This window comes from Kiritimatiellia bacterium, assembly GCA_018001225.1.
Lineage (GTDB): Bacteria > Verrucomicrobiota > Kiritimatiellia > CAIQIC01 > JAGNIJ01 > JAGNIJ01.
Window position 1 is genome coordinate 1 of the sequence record JAGNIJ010000002.1, and the last position, 15,403, is coordinate 15,403.

Sequence of the window (15,403 nt, forward strand, 5' to 3'; positions counted from 1 at the left end):
TCGAGAACAGCGACGTGAAGAAGATCGAGCGCGCCCTGCAAAGGCTCCACGACGTGGCCCACGCGAGGCCGCTCCGGGAGGACGGCCGGCACATTCTCATCTTCAATCTCCGCCCCTGGTACACCCATTTGGCGCACGAGGGGATCCTGGCGGCGCGCCTCCGCTACGCGGGGCATCACGTGTCCTACTACACCTGCCTGCACGATCTGACCTTCTGCATGCGGCACAACATGAACGCGCCGGAGTCCATCCGGGTCTGCCATGGCGCGCAATGCCTGGCCAAAAAACGATGGATGGACTCCCGGTTCCCGCTCCATTCGCTGGGGCCGATGTCCGCGGAAGCGGCCGACCAGTGCCGGCGGATTGACGCTCTCGGGCTGGAGGATTGGGAATCGTACGCCTGGCGCGGGCTCGCCATCGGCTCGTTGTGCGCGTCCTCGATGTTCTGGTACTTCCGGCGGACGCATTTCACGGAGGCTGATGTCGCCACCTTGCGCCAGTTCCTGAAGACCGCCGTGCACGTGGCGGACTGCTTTGACGTTTTCCTGGAGACGAACAGGCCGGATGTTGTACTGCTGTACGGCGGCGCGCATTTCACGGAAGCCGTGGTCGTGGAACTCTGCCGCCGCCGCGGCGTCCGCTCCGTGACCTGGGCCCAGACGTGGAACGAGTTGTTCATCGCCGCCCAGGACAAGTCCACCTGGGCCTCGCTCGACCTGGAGCGGTTCGACCTCGCGAAAGCGCAGATTCCAGCGGAAATCCTGCAGAAAGGGCGCGACCTCCTCGCGTTCTGGAAAAAGAAGCATGGATACCAGGGGTTCATCTTCTGGGAAAAACAAAATCGGCAGGCCTCCGATGCCGGCCAAGTCATACGCGGCGATCCGCGCCCGTTCGCGGTGGCCTATACCAACACGACCTTTGAGACCGGTATCCTTCGGAAAAAGCGCATATGGAACGACCAGTTCGAGTGGTCGGTGTCGCTCGTGGAATACTTCCGCCGCCATCCCGAATACCGGTTGATCATCCGTGTGCATCCGGCGGAGGCCGTCAAGGACGAGTACCGGGTGGGGGAATGGTACCTGGACCGCATGAAGGACTACGTCCGGGATTGGCCGGAGAACGTAACCATCATTCCGCCGGAATCCCCTGTTTCTTCATACGAGCTTGCCTATAGCGCCCGCGTGGCGCTGACCTACGTCTCCACCATCGCCATGGAACTGGCCTGGCAGGGGGTCCCGGTGATTACGGCGGGACACTGCCATTATGTCGGCCGGGGTTTCTCCTGCGATCCGGAAGACGAGGCGGCGTATCACCGCGCCCTCGACCGTTACCTGGCGGAGCGCCAGGCGGTGACGGACGACATGGTGTCCGCCGTGGAGCGGTACATCGCCTGGTTGATCTACGTGCGCCTGGTGGAATTCGAACCCCTCGAACTGGGCCGGAGAGAAAGCTACCTTCGCTGCCGGAAAATCAAGCCCCGCCAGGTGTTCTCGGGGAAGCTTGCGGGCCTGGAAGCGGTTTGCTCATTGATCCTGGACGGCCGGGAATGGTGGCGGCTCGACCAGACCGGTCCGGCGGAAGCGGCGGCATCCTGACCGCGCCATGCGTACCGTGTCGAAAACCCCGGCCTCCCGATGCGTTTCCATGGCCTATCGCCGCCGGGAGGGGCCGACGGGCGGCGCCGGGGGCGTTCTCTACGTCCAGGAGGCCCTGCTCGGCCGCGAGCTGGATGGGCTTGCCCTGGACTACGAATACCAGCCGGACCGGTTGGAGAAGGGGCGCGGGGCCGCGCGGCTTCAGCAGTGGGCTTGGCGCTGGCTCAACCTCGGGCACGCCTATTTCGATCATTTCGTCTGGGCGCGCCGCGTGATCCGCCGGCTCGGCGGACGGCGGACGTTCTTCGTGGCGCACGAGCCGTGGAGCGCGTTTGTCCTGGCCTTGATGAGGCAGCGATATGTGCTGGTCTACCACCAGCAGGGAGCCCTGGCGGCGGAAAAGGACAGCTTCCGGCAGGCCCTGTCGAGGCGCGAGCGAGGATGGGAGCACGCAATCGAGTGCCTCGCGTTCCGGCGGGCCGAGCACGTGTATTTCCCCAGCCGCGGCGCGGAAGAAGCGTTCCTGGCGACCACCAAGTGGCTGAAAGCCGGGAGCTTCCGGCACGGCGGAATCCTTCACAATACCATCTTGGAGGACGATGCCCGCCCGGGGGAGGCGGACGCGAAGGCCCTGGCCCGTATCCCCTCGGATCGAACCGTCTTCGTCTCCATCGGCGCGTACAGCGAGGCCAAGGGGCTGGACCGGGTGCCGGAATTCCTGGCCCGGTTTGCCGGCGTCAGCGCCCGCCCGTTCGCGTGGGTGGTCGTGGGCTCGGGCCGGGGGCGCGAGTCGTTGGAACAGGAAGTCCGGGCCCGGGGCCTGGACGGGAGCGTGATGATCTTCGACGGCGCGTCCCACGCCTTCGTGCTGAAGCTGCTGGAAAAAGCCGATGTTTATATTATGCTCCACCGGCGTTCGATTTTCGATTTCGCCACCCTCGAGGCCATGCGGGCCGGATGCGCCCTCGTGCTTTCCGACGAGGGCGGAAACCGCGAGGTGAACGTCCGGGAAAACGTCCTCCTGGTGCGGGGGGGCGAGGCGGAATCGGCGGCGAGGCGGCTGGCCTCCGCCGATCTGCGTGATCTGGGAGAGCAAAACCGCCGCGTTTTTGCCGGGCATTTTTCCCCGGCCGAGTTTCGCAAGAGGTATATTGCCATGCTGTGCCGGCACGCGGGCATGGTCCCGCCAGCCGGCGAAATGCCCCGTCCGACTCCCGAACCCTGAACCCTGAACCCTTGGAGCTCCCATGAGTCTGTTCATTATCGCCGAGATCGGCATCAACCATAACGGCGACCTCAAGATCGCGAAGCAGTTGATCGATGTCGCCAAGGACTGCGGCTGCGACGCGGTCAAGTTCCAGAAGCGGACCATTGACCTGGTCTACACGAAGGAACTGCTGGCCTCGCCGCGCGAGAGCCCCTGGGGGACGACGCAGCGCGCGCAGAAGGAGGGGCTGGAGTTCGGCTTGGAGCAGTACCGCGAGATCGACGCGTACTGCCGGGAGAAGGGCATCGAGTGGTTCGCCTCCGCGTGGGACCTGGAGAGCCAGAAGTTCCTGCGGCAATTCAATCTCAAGCACAACAAGATCGCGTCGGCCCTCCTCGTGTGGGAGGACTTCCTCAAGGAGGTCGCCTCGGAGAAGCGGTACACGTTCATCTCCACCGGGATGAGCGAGTTCCGGCACATCGACCGCGCCGTGGAGATTTTCCGCGCGGCGAAATGCCCCTTCGAGCTGATGTATTGCAAGTCCACGTATCCCCTCGAGGACGAGAAGGCCAACCTGCGCGGCATCGTGACCTTGCGGGAGCGGTACGGCTGCCACGTCGGGTACAGCGGGCACGAGGTCGGGCTGGCCGTGTCGTACGCGGCCGTCGCCCTCGGCGCGACGTCGCTGGAGCGCCACATTACGCTCGATCGCGCCATGTACGGGTCCGACCAGGCGGCCTCCGTGGAGCCCAACGGATTCCGCATGCTTGTCGGCGCCGCGCGGAAGATCGAGAAAGCCCTTGGCGACGGGCGCATCGGCATCACCCCCGAAGAATTGCCGCAGGCCCGGAAACTGCGCGCGTATTTGCCGGTGAGCTGGGAAGCGTGATGCAGGGTGCGGGGCGCGGGATGCGAGATGCAGGATACGGGATGCGGGGTGAATGATGAGCTATCGTAATTTGGAGATTTGGGTGTTGGCAAGAGGTCTTGTGGTCAAGATTCACAAGATGACGCTACAGGAGCTGCCGAAGTTTGAAATGTATGAAGAGGGGGGGCAGATACGCCGATCAATCAAGTCCGTCAAATCGAATATCGTGGAAGGATATGGCCGGCGACGATACAAGCAGGAATATCTTCATTTTCTGACGTATGCCCACGCCTCGTGTGACGAAACAATAGACCATTTGGAAACGCTCTACGAAACCGGATCGCTTACGGATAAGAATCTCTATACACAGCTTCATGCCGAACTCGATGAGCTGGGGCGTAAGCTCAATTGCTTCATCCAGGGTGTCGAAGCTCACCATCAATCGCTTCGCGAGAATGCCGAAGCATACGGCTCTGAATCTCAATAATTCTTGCATCCCGCATCCCGTATCTTGTATCCCGCATCCCGAAAGGAACCCCATGTACTCATTCGACAAATCAACATCCGTCTGGAAGGAAAGCTGCAAGGTCTTCACCGGCGGCGAAGGGTCGCAGGGTCGCACCTGGCTGTTTCCCATCTGCCTGACGCACGGGAAGGGCTCGCGCGTCTGGGACATCGACGGGAACGAGTTCATTGACTTCATGCTGGCCTACGGCCCGCTGATCATGGGCCACAGCCATCCCGCCATCGTAAAGGCCGTCCAGGAACAGGCCGCGAAGGCGCTGGTGAACGGCCATCTCCACGAGGGGGAGGGCATCCTGGCGCGAAAAATTGTCTCGCTGCTCCCCCACATGGAGCAGGTCCGGTTCAACATCAGCGGCTCGGAGGCCGACCAGGCCGCGATCCGCGTGGCGCGCACGTACACGAAGCGGAACAAGATCCTGAAGTTCATGGGCCAGTACCACGGCTGGATGGACAACGTGCTGGTCTCCGGCGCGGCGACGAAGGAGGCCCAGATGGGGCCGTACGACGCGCCGAACGCGGTCATCATTTCCAAGGGGCAGCCGCCCAGCGTCCTCGAGGACGTGCTGGTCTGCCACTTCAACGATCTCGACCAGGTCGAGCGCATGCTGAAGAAGCACGCGGGCGAGGTCGCCGCGATCATCACCGAGCCGATGATGAGCAACGCGCAGATCATCCCGCCGCAGCCCGGCTTCCTGCAGGGGCTCAAGGATCTGGCCCACGCCCACGGGGCGCTGCTGATCTACGACGAGGTCGTCAGCGGGTTCCGGATCGACCTGCGGGGCGGCGCGGGCTACTTCGGCGTCACGCCGGATATCACGGTCTTCGGCAAGGCGCTGGGCGGCGGCATCCCGATCAGCTGCATCGGCGCCTCGAAGGAGATCATGTCGGTCATCCACAAGGACGGGGCCATCCACCTCGGCACGTACAACTCCAACCCGCTCGCCGTGGCCGCGGCCAACGCGACGCTGGACTACCTGACGGCGCGCGAGGCCGAGGTCTACCCGCGGATGAAGCGCCTGGGCCTGCGGCTGCAGAACGGGATCCGGGAGGCCTTTGCCCCCAAGGGATATCCCATCCGCGTCCAGGGCACGGAGTCGCTGTTCGCCGTCATGTTCGTGGACCAGGAGGTGCGCAACTTCGCCGACACCTTCAAGATCAACACGGACCTGCTGAAGAAGTACAAGGTCGAGTTGTACCGCCACGGGATCATGGTGCGGCCCGAACTGCGCGATATCTGGTACCTGTCGACCGAGCATACCGACGCGGACATCGACCAGGCGCTGACGATCATCAACGACATCGCGAAGAGGATATAGCCACGTGCTAACGCACGCGGCTACGCTGACGGGCGCAGCTACGTGGCCGCCGGCGTAAGGTAGCCGCCGGCGTAAGCCGGTGGCCATAGCCCGGGAAAACCCTATGCAAACCCTGTTATTTCATCCGTTCCCGCAGTACCTGCGTTTCGGCGGCGAGACCTTGAAGTCGCGCGTCCCGCTGCGTCCGGAGGACCGCCGCGACGGGAAGCTGGCCGAGGTGTGGATGGCCAGCGACCACCGCGTGCACAGCTCGATCGTCCGCGCCGGGCCGGCCGCCGGAAAGACGCTGCGCGAGCTGCTGGCCGCCGAGGGCCCCGCGCTGCTCGGCCGGCATTTCCAGCCCGGCATCGAGCGGTTCCCCCTGATGATCCGCCTGCTGGACGTTCGCGAAAACCTGCCGCCCGCCGTGCATCCGGGGCCCGGCGGAAGCCCCGACGGGGCCAAGTACGAGGCGGCCTACGTACTGGAAACCGATCCCGGGGCGCGCCTGTATAGCGGGGTCCGCGCTGGGTTGGATACGGACGAGGTCGTGCGCATGACGCTCGCCGGCCAGTCCTTTTCGACCATGAACGCCTGGCCGGTCGCCGTCGGCGAGACCTACTACGTGCCGCCGGGCCAATTGCACGCCTGGGGCGCTGGTAACGTGCTGTACGAGGTGCATACCACCAGCAACGCCATCTTTGCCCTGGACTGGATGGACTGGGACAAGGACGAGGCGCGCCGGCAGAGCGACCGGGACCAGTTGCGAAAAGCCATCCGGCCGGAGCTTCACGAGAGCGGCCGGGTGCCGACGGAGCCGGTGTCCGCGCCGGCGGGCATGCGGCGGGAGCGGTGCTGCGGCAACGAGCATTTCGTCCTCGATCGCGTGAGCACCGGGGTTCCGGTGGCGCTGGACCAGACGGAAGGACGGTTCCGCCTTTACACCCTGATCGAGGGCCGCGGCCGCGTGTCGTGGGCGAAGGGCGGAGAGGCCGCAATCTCCGCGTTGGACACCTTCCTGGTCCCGGCGCAGGCGGACGCGGATGTCTTTGTACCCTCGGGGCCGTGCACGCTGCTGGAGGCGTACCTGCCGTAGCCACGTGCTTACGCACGCGGCTACGCAACCGCCGGCGTAACGTAGCCGCCGGCGTAAGCCGGTGGCAAAGAGACAGGCCATGCATGCCCATTTACCGCGCTTGAGCCGGGAAGCCTATCAAGGCCTGGCCTTTGTTCACTGGAGCATGAGCCTCCAGGGACGGAAGACGGGCTGGCTGGACGAGGTCCGGCATGCGCGCATGAGAGAGGCCCTCCTTCATGCTGCTGTCCGGTATCGATTTCTAGTTCCCGTTTACTGTCTCATGCCGGATCACATGCATTTCCTGTGGGTCGGCGTCGCGACCGAAACGGATCAACTCAAGGCGTCGGAGTTCTTCCGGAAGCACGTCAACACGATTCTTTCGCCCTTCCGCTTTCAGAAGCAGCCCTACGACAACGTGCTTCGCGAGAAAGACCGCGAGCGCAACGCCTTCCGGAAGACGGCAGGATACATCCTGGAAAATCCCGTGCGCGAAGGGCTGTGTTCAAGCGCGGAGCAGTATCCCTGGGCCGGGTCCGTGGTCCCCGGCTATCCGGATCTGGACGTGTTCGACAAGGGGTATTGGGATTTATTCTGGCGGTTGTATAAGGCGGCGTGTGAAGGACGCCACGTGCTTACGCACGCGGCTACGGTTACGCGCGCGGCAACGCCTTCGCCGGCGTAAGGTAGCCGCCGGCGTAAGCCGGTGGCAGAAATGAGATACCCATGACGATGCTTAATAGAGTCGCCCGCCTGGCCGCGCCCGGGCGGTTCGAATTCACCGAGGAACCGGTCCGCGAGCCGGGGGACCGGGACGTCGTCCTCCAGCTCATCGCCTCGGGTATCTGCTCATCCGAGGTGCCTTTTTTCACGGGCGACGCCGTGGCCGACCCGAAGGCCTTTATCAAGTACGCGCGCTACCCGCTCGACCTGGGCCACGAACTCTCGGGGAGGGTGGTGGCCGCCGGGCCCGGGGTGACCCGGTTCAAGGCGGGCGACCTCGTCACGGGCTTCACCATCTACGGGTCCGGTTTCGCGACGCATTTCGTGGAAAAGGAGGAGAACCTGGCGCTTATTCCGCCCGGCGCGGACCCGCGCTACGCGCTGGGCGAGCCGATCACCTGTGCCGTCAATATCCTACGCAGCACCGCCCCGGAAATCGGCGACGACGTCGTGGTGATCGGCGAGGGCTTCATGGGCCTGCTGATGGTCCAGTTGCTGTCCCGATGGCCCTTGCGGTCCTTGAGCGTGGTGGGGTTGGTGGACGACAAGCTCCGGCGCGCGCGGGAGTACGGCGCGCACCGGACGTTCCGGGCGGACGATCCCGCGGCGATGCAGGAGTTATATTCCGGGGTGCTGCAGGAGCGTGGCGCGCAGGCGGTGATCGAGCTGGCGGGCAACGCGAAGGCCCTGGAAACGGCGGCCTGGCTGGTCAAGAGCCGGCGCGGCAAGCTGGTCATTCCCTCCTTCTACACGAGCAAGACCGCCTTCACCATCGGCGGGTTCCTGATGCGCAAGGGGCCGCTGATGATCCCGGCCCACCCGGCCTACTCGAAGGACCTGCACGACGACCTGGCGCGGGGCATGTGGGCCCTGGGAGAGGGCCTCATCTCGCTGAAGGAGCTGGTCACGCACACGTTTTCATTTGACCAGTTGCACGAGGCCTTCCAGAACGCCAGCCGGAAGGATCCGGAGCATATTAAAACACTGGTGCTGTTCTAGCCACGTGCTTACGCACGCGGCTACGCTTACGCACGCGGCTACGCTTACGCACGCGGGCCACGCCCTCACGGGCGCGGCTACGTAGCCGCCGGCGTAACGTAGCCGCCGGCGTAAGCCGGTGGCCGATTCAGGAGGGAAACCATGTTACTCGGCGTCATCCCCGCCCGCGGCGGGAGCAAGGGAATCCCGTACAAGAACCTGATGCCCTTCGCGGGGCATCCGCTGATCTACTGGAGCATCCGCGACGCGCTGCAGGCGACGCTCCTGCCGCGCTTCGTGGTCTCCACCGAGGACGACAAGATCGCCGCGTTCGCCCGCGAGTGCGGCGCGGAGGTCCTGCCGCGCCCTCCGGAACTGGCCGGTGACCAGACCCAGATCATCGATGTGCTGAAGGACATCCTGAACAAGGTTCCCGAGGCCCACGCCATCCTGCTGCTGCAGCCCACGAGCCCGATCCGGGTGGACGGGCTGATCGACCGGGTCATCGCCGCCTGGCAGGCGGCGGGGGAGCCCGACTCCGCCGCGAGCGGGTTCCTGTGCCGCATGTGGGAATGGGGAAGCCGGCGGGTCAACCTGCCGCGCCAGGTGGACCCCGGCTATTTTTACGACGACGGGAACCTCTATATCTTGAGCCGCAAGGACCTTCTCCAGGGCTACTGGGTCGGCGAGCGGCGGGTGAACGTCGAGGTGGAGCCCTGGTACCACTACGAGATCGACACGCCCATCGAGGCCATCGCCGCCGAGGCGGTGATGAAGCATCTGCTGACGAGGAATGTGAAGGATTAGCCGCGCACCACGCGCTTACGCGCGCGGCTACGTAGCCGCCGCCGTAAGGCGGTGGCCAGAAAAAAGGAACCACCATGCCGCGATATCCCGTGGATAACGTTCGAAGTTACTGCGAAGCCTGCCTGGCCCGCGAAGGACTGGTTCCGGCGGATGCCGCCCTGTTGACGGATGTCCTGCTCGAGGCCGACCTGCGCGGCAAGGGGTCGCACGGCCTGCTGCGGCTGGGGCACTACATCGAGCGGCTTCGCAACGGCACGATCAAGACCCGGCCCGACCTGCGCTTCAAGGCCGTGGCGCCGGCCGCGGCGATCATGGACGCGGACGATGGGCTCGGACATCTCGCCAGCATTCGGGCGATGGAACATGCCGTGGACCTGTCCAAGGACACGGGGATCGCGGCGGTCTCGGTGATCAACTCCAGCCATTTCGGTTTCGCGGGGTACTACACCGAGCTGGCGGCGGCGCGGGAGACCCTGGGGCTGGCGTTCACTCATACCGACGCGAACACCGTCCCCTTCGGGTCGAACGAGCCCTACTTCGGCTCGAACGCGCTGTCGTTCTCCGCGCCGACGGGCCTGGACTACCCGATGACCATCGATTTCTGCTGCGCCAAGATTTCCTTCGGCAAGGTGTACGAGGCCAAGGCCAAGGGCATCCAACTGCCCGAGCACTGCGCCCTCGACGCGAAGGGCCAGTGGACGCGCGATCCGGCGCAGGTGGAGTATCTCTGCACGGCGGCCGAGCACAAGGGTTTCGGCCTGGCGCTGATCATCGAGGTGCTGTGCGCCCTGCTTACGGGCATCCCGTTCGGGAAGTACGTGGCGGACATGTACGGCCAGATGGACCGGCCGCGCAAGCTGGGCCACTTTTTCGTGGCCGTTGACATCGCTCGGTTCAGCGATCTGTCTCGGTTCCGCGAGAACATGCGGAAAATGATCGGCGATCTGCACGCGCTCGCGCATACCGAGGACGTCGAACACGTCCGCGTGCACGGCGAGCAGAGCCACCGCAACAAGCAGGAGAGCCTGCGGCTCGGTGTCCTGCTCCAGCCGGCGGTGGCCGAGGACTTGCAGGGGCTGGGCCGGCCTTTCGGCCTGGCGTTCCCCTCCGCGGTGGAGTCGTCGCCGTGAAAGTGGATGAAAACAAGCGGGCGTGGGACGGCAAGTACCACTGGAAGGACGGGGGCGAGGAGTGGTCCGCGCCGTGGGGCGGCGTGTCCATGCAGTGGTTCGGCGCGATCCTGCCGCGGATCCGCGCCCACGTGCCGGCGCCGTGCATCCTGGAGATCGCCTGCGGCTACGGCCGCTTCACGCAGTACCTGAAGGACCTGTGCGAGCGCCTGGTGGCGGTGGACCTCTCCGGGCAGTGCATCGAGGCCTGCCGGAAGCGGTTCGAGCACTGCTCGAACGTGGAGTGCCACGTGACGGACGGCCGGTCGCTGGGCATGGTGGCTGACCGGTCCGTGGACTTTGTCTTCAGCTACGACTCGCTGGTGCACGCCGACGAGGGCGTGATGGCCTCCTACGTTCGCGAACTCGCACGCATCCTGACGGACGAAGGGGCGGCCTTCATCCATCACTCCAATCTCGCGGAATATGAACCGCTCTACGCGCGCATCTGGAAGGTTCCCAAGCTCCCCGGCCTGTTGGCCTGCCTGGGCCTGCCGGAAAAAACGCTGCATTGGCGCGACAAGACGGTAGACGCCGGCAAAGTAGCCCGCATGGCGGAGGAGAACGGGCTGACCGCGGTCAGCCAGGAGATCGTCCCCTGGCACACCCGGCGGCTGCTCATCGACTGCTTCACGATCCTGGTCCGGAAGGGGAGCCGGCGGGACGCCCCGCCAAGGGTCGTGCGGAACCGGCGCTTCGAGGCCGAGACGCGCGCCCTGCGCGGGCTTTCGGCCCTGTATCCCGAGACCTGATGCCGCGGTGGTGGTTTCGACCGGCATGACGCCCCGTCTGATTCATATGGTCTACTTCCCGTGGGATCGGGATCAGCGCCTGTTGGCCGATCCGGACGCCTTCGACCATCGGCCGTACGAAAACATGCGGCGATACGCGCCGGATTTCGAGGTGCGGCTGTGGACCTATCCCCGCGCCCGGGAATGGTGCCGGGCGAACTACCCGGCGATCTGGGCCTGCATGGAGGGCCTGGCGCGGCCCACGATGATGGTGGACGTGCTGCGGTGGCTGGTGGTCTATCATTTCGGGGGGGTGTACTGGCAGTACGACATGAACCCCCTGGCGCCGATGGCGCGGATGGTGCCGGGCTCGGGCAGGGAAGCGCGCCTCTTTACCGAGTTCGTCCTGTCGCCGGAGGAATGCCGGCGCATGGCCGATGAGCCCATCCGGCGGGGAGAGCCGGAGGAGGCGGCCCGAGTGATGAACCAGGCCTTCTCCGCCGTGCCCCGGCACCGGTTCATCAAGGCCGTCCTCGACCTGATCCTCGAGCGGGCGACGGCCCTGACGCCCCGGAGGGATTACGACATCCTGTACATCTGCGCCAACGCGGCGGTCAGCACAGCCTGGGCCCGGTTCGGGCGGACGGATCCCTCGCTCGAGTTGCTTTCGCGCGCCGAGACGCGGCGTCTTCTGCGTGTCCAGTACAAGGGCACGTGGCGCGTGAACCGACCCGGAGAGAAGGACGCGGCCCCGTCCGGCGGTTCGCGCGCCGCGGCCTTTTTCCGGCGACGGGTCAAGTCGTTGCCGGGCTTTTTCCGGCTCGTGCGGACACATCCCTACGAGCAGGTGCTGGCGGGCCCCCGGAACCCGTCGCGCATGGACGAAGCGAGCGCGTCGTTTGACCTCGGGCCGATCCTGGGCCGGCTCGCGGACGCCTACGGCATCCGGTCGGTCCTGGAGTTTCCCTGCGGAGACGCGGCGGGCCGCGGACTGGACGGCCTTGCGGGGCTGAAGTATGTCGGCGCGGACCTGGACCGCGCGGTCTTGCGCCAAAACGGGAAGCGGGCGCGGGCCGGCGGCGCCGCGTTTCGTTTCCTGAACCCGGCGTACTCCCGGTGGCCCCGGGCGGACCTGGTGGTCTGTCGCAACTTCTTCACATACCTGGATGATCGCGGCATCCGGGAGGCGCTGCGGACGATGGCGCGAAGCGGCAGCGCCTGCCTGCTCACCACGACGTACCCGTTGCTGAACGGCAACTGGGACGGGGCCCTGGGCGACTGGCGCCCGCTCCATTTGGCCCTGCCGCCTTTTTCATTTCCGGAACCCCTGGCGCTGTTCCCGGATCCCGAACCGGAACGGCGCCCCGACCGCGCGCTGGGATTATGGAAGCTGGCGGAAATCGAAAAACGGCTCGGGGCCTGACCGCATGAAGCGCATCGTATTTACCCCCGGCGTCGGCCAGATCGTGAATGCCGCGGCGGCGTTGACCCAGGCCGGCGTCGCCGGCGCGGAGGACGTACTCGTCCTGTTCAGCATCGGGCGCTACACGGAGTGGGCCCGGGCCATGGAGCAGTCGGCCCGCTGCCTCTGGACGTGGAAAACCGTTGTGTGGGCGGAGGACGTGCTGGTTTCGCATTTCCCGACGCGGCGGTTTGCGCCTATCGCCCGGGCCGTCCTGCGGGAGCGGTTGGGCCCGGCGCCGGACGAGATCTGGGTCTCCAAGATCGGTTGGGAGGCGACGAAACTCGCGCTCCATGCCTGCCCGGACAGCCGGGTGGTGATCTTCGAGGACGGCGCCGAGGAGTTCATTCCGCAGGAGGTCCTGTGCGGGGCGCCCCGGTGGAAGCGGCTTCCGCCGTCGCGCTGGCCGGGCGCGCTGCGGCGGGAACTGTCGCATTGGACCGGCAATCCCGAGTGCCTCGGGATCGAGGGGGTCTGCGTGCGGGATCGCCGCCGCGTTTCCACGATGTACTCCTTCCTGGCGCCCCAGCTCGGTCGGCCGGCTCACCTTGACGGGGTCCCGGTGACGCCGGTGCAGGCCGATGCCCTCAAGGGCCGGCTGGAGGCCTTGTCCCCGCTCTACGATCCCGCGCACCGCCGGCAGCCCGGGCGCAAGCCCGGGGAACAAGTCGTCCTGTTTCTTCCGCAGCCGTTTGCCGACCTCTTCCTGACCCCGGAGAACGAGTACGCGCTGTACCGCGCCGCCGCGGCGGAGATCCTGGGCAAGGGCTACACGATGCTCTGGAAGGACCATCCGCGCGAGATCACGCCGCTGGCGCCGCGCTTGCAGGAGGAATTCGGAAGCGACCGGATCCGGGGCCTGCGCGTCCGGCAGCAGATGCCGGTCGAATGCCTCGTCGCCGGTTGGGACCTCGCCGCGGTGGCCTCGGTCTCCTCCACTTCGCTGTTCACCCTCAAGGGCCTGTACGGTTATCCCGCGTACACGGCGGCCGGCCTGATCGGCCCGGAATGCTGGCTCAAGCGCTCCGACGCCGAACTGGCCAAGATGTTTATCCGCGTGCTGCCGGGATTGGACAGGCTCCCGGCGGCCTCATGACGGATCAAGACGGAAAGGACGGGTTATGAGCAAGGCGGTCAACTGGGCGGGCGTGAAACTCCTGGCCCTGGATTTCGACGGCGTGATGACGGACAACCGCGTCCTGGTGGACCAGGATGGGAAGGAATCTGTCCTGTGCCACCGGGGCGACGGGATGGGTGTCGGTCTGCTCAAGAAGGCCGGTGTCGAGGTGGTCGTGATCTCCATGGAGCCCAACCCGGTGGTCTCCGCGCGCTGCCGCAAGCTGAAGATCGACTGCATCCAGAACTGCGACAAGAAACTCAAGGCGCTCCAGCAGCTCGCCGCGGCGCGCGGGCTGAAGCCCCGCGATGTGGCGTTCGTCGGGAACGACATCAACGACCTGGAGTGTCTGGGCTGGGTCGGCTTGCCCGTCGCCGTGGCGGATGCCGAGCCCGCTGTCCTGAAAGTTGCGGCCTACGTCACCCGGCGTCCCGGCGGATTCGGCGCCGTGCGCGAGGTGGCGGACAAGATTCTCGGCGCGTGATCCTTCACGGAATCCCCATGGGCCGCGCCCTCCTGCGTTTTGTCCGCGAGCGTCTCGAAGGGCTCGCGGTCGCGCTGCTGCTTCCGTTTTTCGGCTGGTGCGCCGCGCGCAGGGGCGGTGCCGCCGTCCGCCGGGCCTGGCCCCGGTGGCGGCGGCTCTTGGTCCGGGGCCTGCGCGACTACCGGGCCACGTGGTGGATCCAGGCGCAGTTGGAGACCCCGGCGTGCCTGTGGCGCTACGCGCTGCTGGCGGAGTGCGCCGCGCTGATGCCGCCGGCCGGCGGCCGGGCGGCCATGGACCGCATGCTCCTGCTCTGCCTGGGCCATATCGGCGACGTGCTGCACGCCGCGCCGGGCGTGCGGGCATTTCGGAAACGGCGGCCGGAGACCGCCGTGGATGTCCTGGTGGGGCCATGGAGCGAGCGGTTGGCCGCGCGGATGGGCTGCTTCGACGACATCCTCGTCTACAACCCGCGCGTGGCGCAGTTCAACCGCGGCCAGGGAACGCGGCCGGGATTCCGCGCCGAGCTCGCTTCCCTGCGGCGCGTGGCCGCGAGGAGGTACCGGGTCGTGGTCAGCGCGGGCCCGCTCCATTTTGCCGAGTTGGCCGTGGTGCTCGCCGCGCGGCCCCGCGAATTTCGCGGGGTGGTCCCGGACTTTCCGTTGTACCCGCCGTCGTGGGACGCCGCCGGCGCGCTCCCCTTCGACAGCCGCATGCGCGAGGCGGACTGGATCGCCGCGTGCCTGGAACCCGGGGCCGCGTCCGGCGCGCCGTACGCGCTCGAGTATCCGCTGGAGGACGCCGCCCGCCGGCAGGCCGTGAAGCTCCTGGCGGATTCGGGTGTCGCGGCCGGCGCGCCCTATGCCGTGCTGGCCCCGGGCGCCGGCTGGCCGGGCAAGCAATGGCCGCCGGAACGGTTCGCCGAACTGGCCGATTGGCTGGCCGGGAAAAAAGGATGGCGGATCGTGCTCGCCGGGTCACCCGGCGAACACGGCCTGTGCGAGCGGGTGCGCGGCCTGATGAAGGCCGGCGCGCTGAACCTTGCCGGGCGAACGAGTCTCGACGAACTGGCCGCCGTCCTGGAGCGGGCCGCGGTGTTCGCGGGCAACGACAGCGGCCCGATGCATATCGCGGCGGCCGTCGGAACGCCGACGATCACGTTCTGGGGGCCCACGTTCCCGGAGAAATGGGCGCCGCGCGGGCCCCGGCATCTTGTCGTCCGTTCCGCTTCGCCTTGCGCCGGGTGTATCTACTGGCATCCGCGCGCAGCGTGCACGGGCCAGCCGCCTTGCATCGAGACGGCGCCGTTCGAGCCGGAAAAGTTGGAGCGCTTCCTGGGGGAGCTGTAGCCGCGCGCGCGCGTGGTC

General features: G+C 66.5%; 15 protein-coding genes. All 15 read left to right on the top strand.

What is annotated here, in order from left to right:
* Positions 1-1,595 (top strand): hypothetical protein (locus KA248_01270; GenBank protein MBP7828526.1); only part of this gene is annotated, 1,595 nt, incomplete at its 5' end.
* 49 nt (positions 1,596-1,644) lie between these two features.
* Positions 1,645-2,820 carry a glycosyltransferase gene (locus tag KA248_01275; GenBank protein MBP7828527.1) on the top strand — a complete coding sequence of 392 codons (1,176 nt, stop codon included), beginning with the start codon at positions 1,645-1,647 and terminating at the stop codon, positions 2,818-2,820.
* Positions 2,821-2,842: 22 nt separating this feature from the next.
* The gene (locus tag KA248_01280) at positions 2,843-3,691 is read left to right on the top strand and encodes an N-acetylneuraminate synthase family protein (protein MBP7828528.1); all 849 of its coding nucleotides are present in this window, start codon (positions 2,843-2,845) and stop codon (positions 3,689-3,691) included.
* A 55-nt stretch (positions 3,692-3,746) separates the two neighbouring features.
* Positions 3,747-4,157 (top strand): four helix bundle protein, encoded by a 411-nt coding sequence (locus KA248_01285; GenBank protein ID MBP7828529.1) that lies wholly within the window; start codon positions 3,747-3,749, stop codon positions 4,155-4,157.
* A 52-nt stretch (positions 4,158-4,209) separates the two neighbouring features.
* Positions 4,210-5,511 (top strand): aspartate aminotransferase family protein, encoded by a 1,302-nt coding sequence (locus tag KA248_01290; GenBank protein MBP7828530.1) that lies wholly within the window; start codon positions 4,210-4,212, stop codon positions 5,509-5,511.
* 103 nt (positions 5,512-5,614) lie between these two features.
* On the top strand, positions 5,615-6,586 hold the full coding sequence (locus KA248_01295; protein MBP7828531.1) for a hypothetical protein: 972 nt from the start codon (positions 5,615-5,617) through the stop codon (positions 6,584-6,586).
* Positions 6,587-6,665: 79 nt separating this feature from the next.
* The gene (locus KA248_01300) at positions 6,666-7,250 is read left to right on the top strand and encodes a hypothetical protein (protein MBP7828532.1); all 585 of its coding nucleotides are present in this window, start codon (positions 6,666-6,668) and stop codon (positions 7,248-7,250) included.
* Positions 7,251-7,291: 41 nt separating this feature from the next.
* Positions 7,292-8,287, top strand: a complete 996-nt coding sequence (locus KA248_01305; GenBank protein MBP7828533.1) for an alcohol dehydrogenase catalytic domain-containing protein — start codon at positions 7,292-7,294, stop codon at positions 8,285-8,287.
* Between the two features lie 141 nt (positions 8,288-8,428).
* A complete protein-coding gene (locus KA248_01310) occupies positions 8,429-9,073 on the top strand; it encodes an acylneuraminate cytidylyltransferase family protein (protein MBP7828534.1) in 645 nt (214 codons plus the stop codon).
* Positions 9,074-9,147: 74 nt separating this feature from the next.
* Positions 9,148-10,203, top strand: a complete 1,056-nt coding sequence (locus KA248_01315) for an Ldh family oxidoreductase (protein ID MBP7828535.1) — start codon at positions 9,148-9,150, stop codon at positions 10,201-10,203.
* Positions 10,200-10,994 (top strand): class I SAM-dependent methyltransferase, encoded by a 795-nt coding sequence (locus KA248_01320; protein ID MBP7828536.1) that lies wholly within the window; start codon positions 10,200-10,202, stop codon positions 10,992-10,994. The genes KA248_01315 and KA248_01320 overlap by 4 nt, the downstream gene beginning before the upstream one ends.
* A gap of 25 nt (positions 10,995-11,019) precedes the next feature.
* Complete coding sequence (locus KA248_01325; GenBank protein MBP7828537.1) at positions 11,020-12,396, top strand: hypothetical protein; 1,377 nt, start codon at positions 11,020-11,022, stop codon at positions 12,394-12,396.
* A gap of 4 nt (positions 12,397-12,400) precedes the next feature.
* Positions 12,401-13,531 (top strand): hypothetical protein, encoded by a 1,131-nt coding sequence (locus KA248_01330; GenBank protein MBP7828538.1) that lies wholly within the window; start codon positions 12,401-12,403, stop codon positions 13,529-13,531.
* A 25-nt stretch (positions 13,532-13,556) separates the two neighbouring features.
* Positions 13,557-14,036 (top strand): HAD hydrolase family protein, encoded by a 480-nt coding sequence (locus KA248_01335; protein ID MBP7828539.1) that lies wholly within the window; start codon positions 13,557-13,559, stop codon positions 14,034-14,036.
* Positions 14,037-14,053: 17 nt separating this feature from the next.
* A complete protein-coding gene (locus KA248_01340; protein ID MBP7828540.1) occupies positions 14,054-15,385 on the top strand; it encodes a glycosyltransferase family 9 protein in 1,332 nt (443 codons plus the stop codon).
* Positions 15,386-15,403: the final 18 nt, after the last annotated feature.

Bases quoted from the DNA above. Each gene is read 5' to 3' on its own strand.
- KA248_01290 (MBP7828530.1), top strand. From the start codon at position 4,210: ATGTACTCATTCGACAAATCAACATCCGTCTGGAAGGAAAGCTGCAAG.
- KA248_01280 (MBP7828528.1), top strand. From the start codon at position 2,843: ATGAGTCTGTTCATTATCGCCGAGATCGGCATCAACCATAACGGCGAC.
- KA248_01335 (MBP7828539.1), top strand. From the start codon at position 13,557: ATGAGCAAGGCGGTCAACTGGGCGGGCGTGAAACTCCTGGCCCTGGAT.
- KA248_01330 (MBP7828538.1), top strand. From the start codon at position 12,401: ATGAAGCGCATCGTATTTACCCCCGGCGTCGGCCAGATCGTGAATGCC.
- KA248_01325 (MBP7828537.1), top strand. From the start codon at position 11,020: ATGACGCCCCGTCTGATTCATATGGTCTACTTCCCGTGGGATCGGGAT.
- KA248_01300 (MBP7828532.1), top strand. From the start codon at position 6,666: ATGCATGCCCATTTACCGCGCTTGAGCCGGGAAGCCTATCAAGGCCTG.
- KA248_01305 (MBP7828533.1), top strand. From the start codon at position 7,292: ATGACGATGCTTAATAGAGTCGCCCGCCTGGCCGCGCCCGGGCGGTTC.
- KA248_01295 (MBP7828531.1), top strand. From the start codon at position 5,615: ATGCAAACCCTGTTATTTCATCCGTTCCCGCAGTACCTGCGTTTCGGC.
- KA248_01340 (MBP7828540.1), top strand. From the start codon at position 14,054: ATGGGCCGCGCCCTCCTGCGTTTTGTCCGCGAGCGTCTCGAAGGGCTC.
- KA248_01315 (MBP7828535.1), top strand. From the start codon at position 9,148: ATGCCGCGATATCCCGTGGATAACGTTCGAAGTTACTGCGAAGCCTGC.
- KA248_01285 (MBP7828529.1), top strand. From the start codon at position 3,747: ATGAGCTATCGTAATTTGGAGATTTGGGTGTTGGCAAGAGGTCTTGTG.
- KA248_01275 (MBP7828527.1), top strand. From the start codon at position 1,645: ATGGCCTATCGCCGCCGGGAGGGGCCGACGGGCGGCGCCGGGGGCGTT.
- KA248_01310 (MBP7828534.1), top strand. From the start codon at position 8,429: ATGTTACTCGGCGTCATCCCCGCCCGCGGCGGGAGCAAGGGAATCCCG.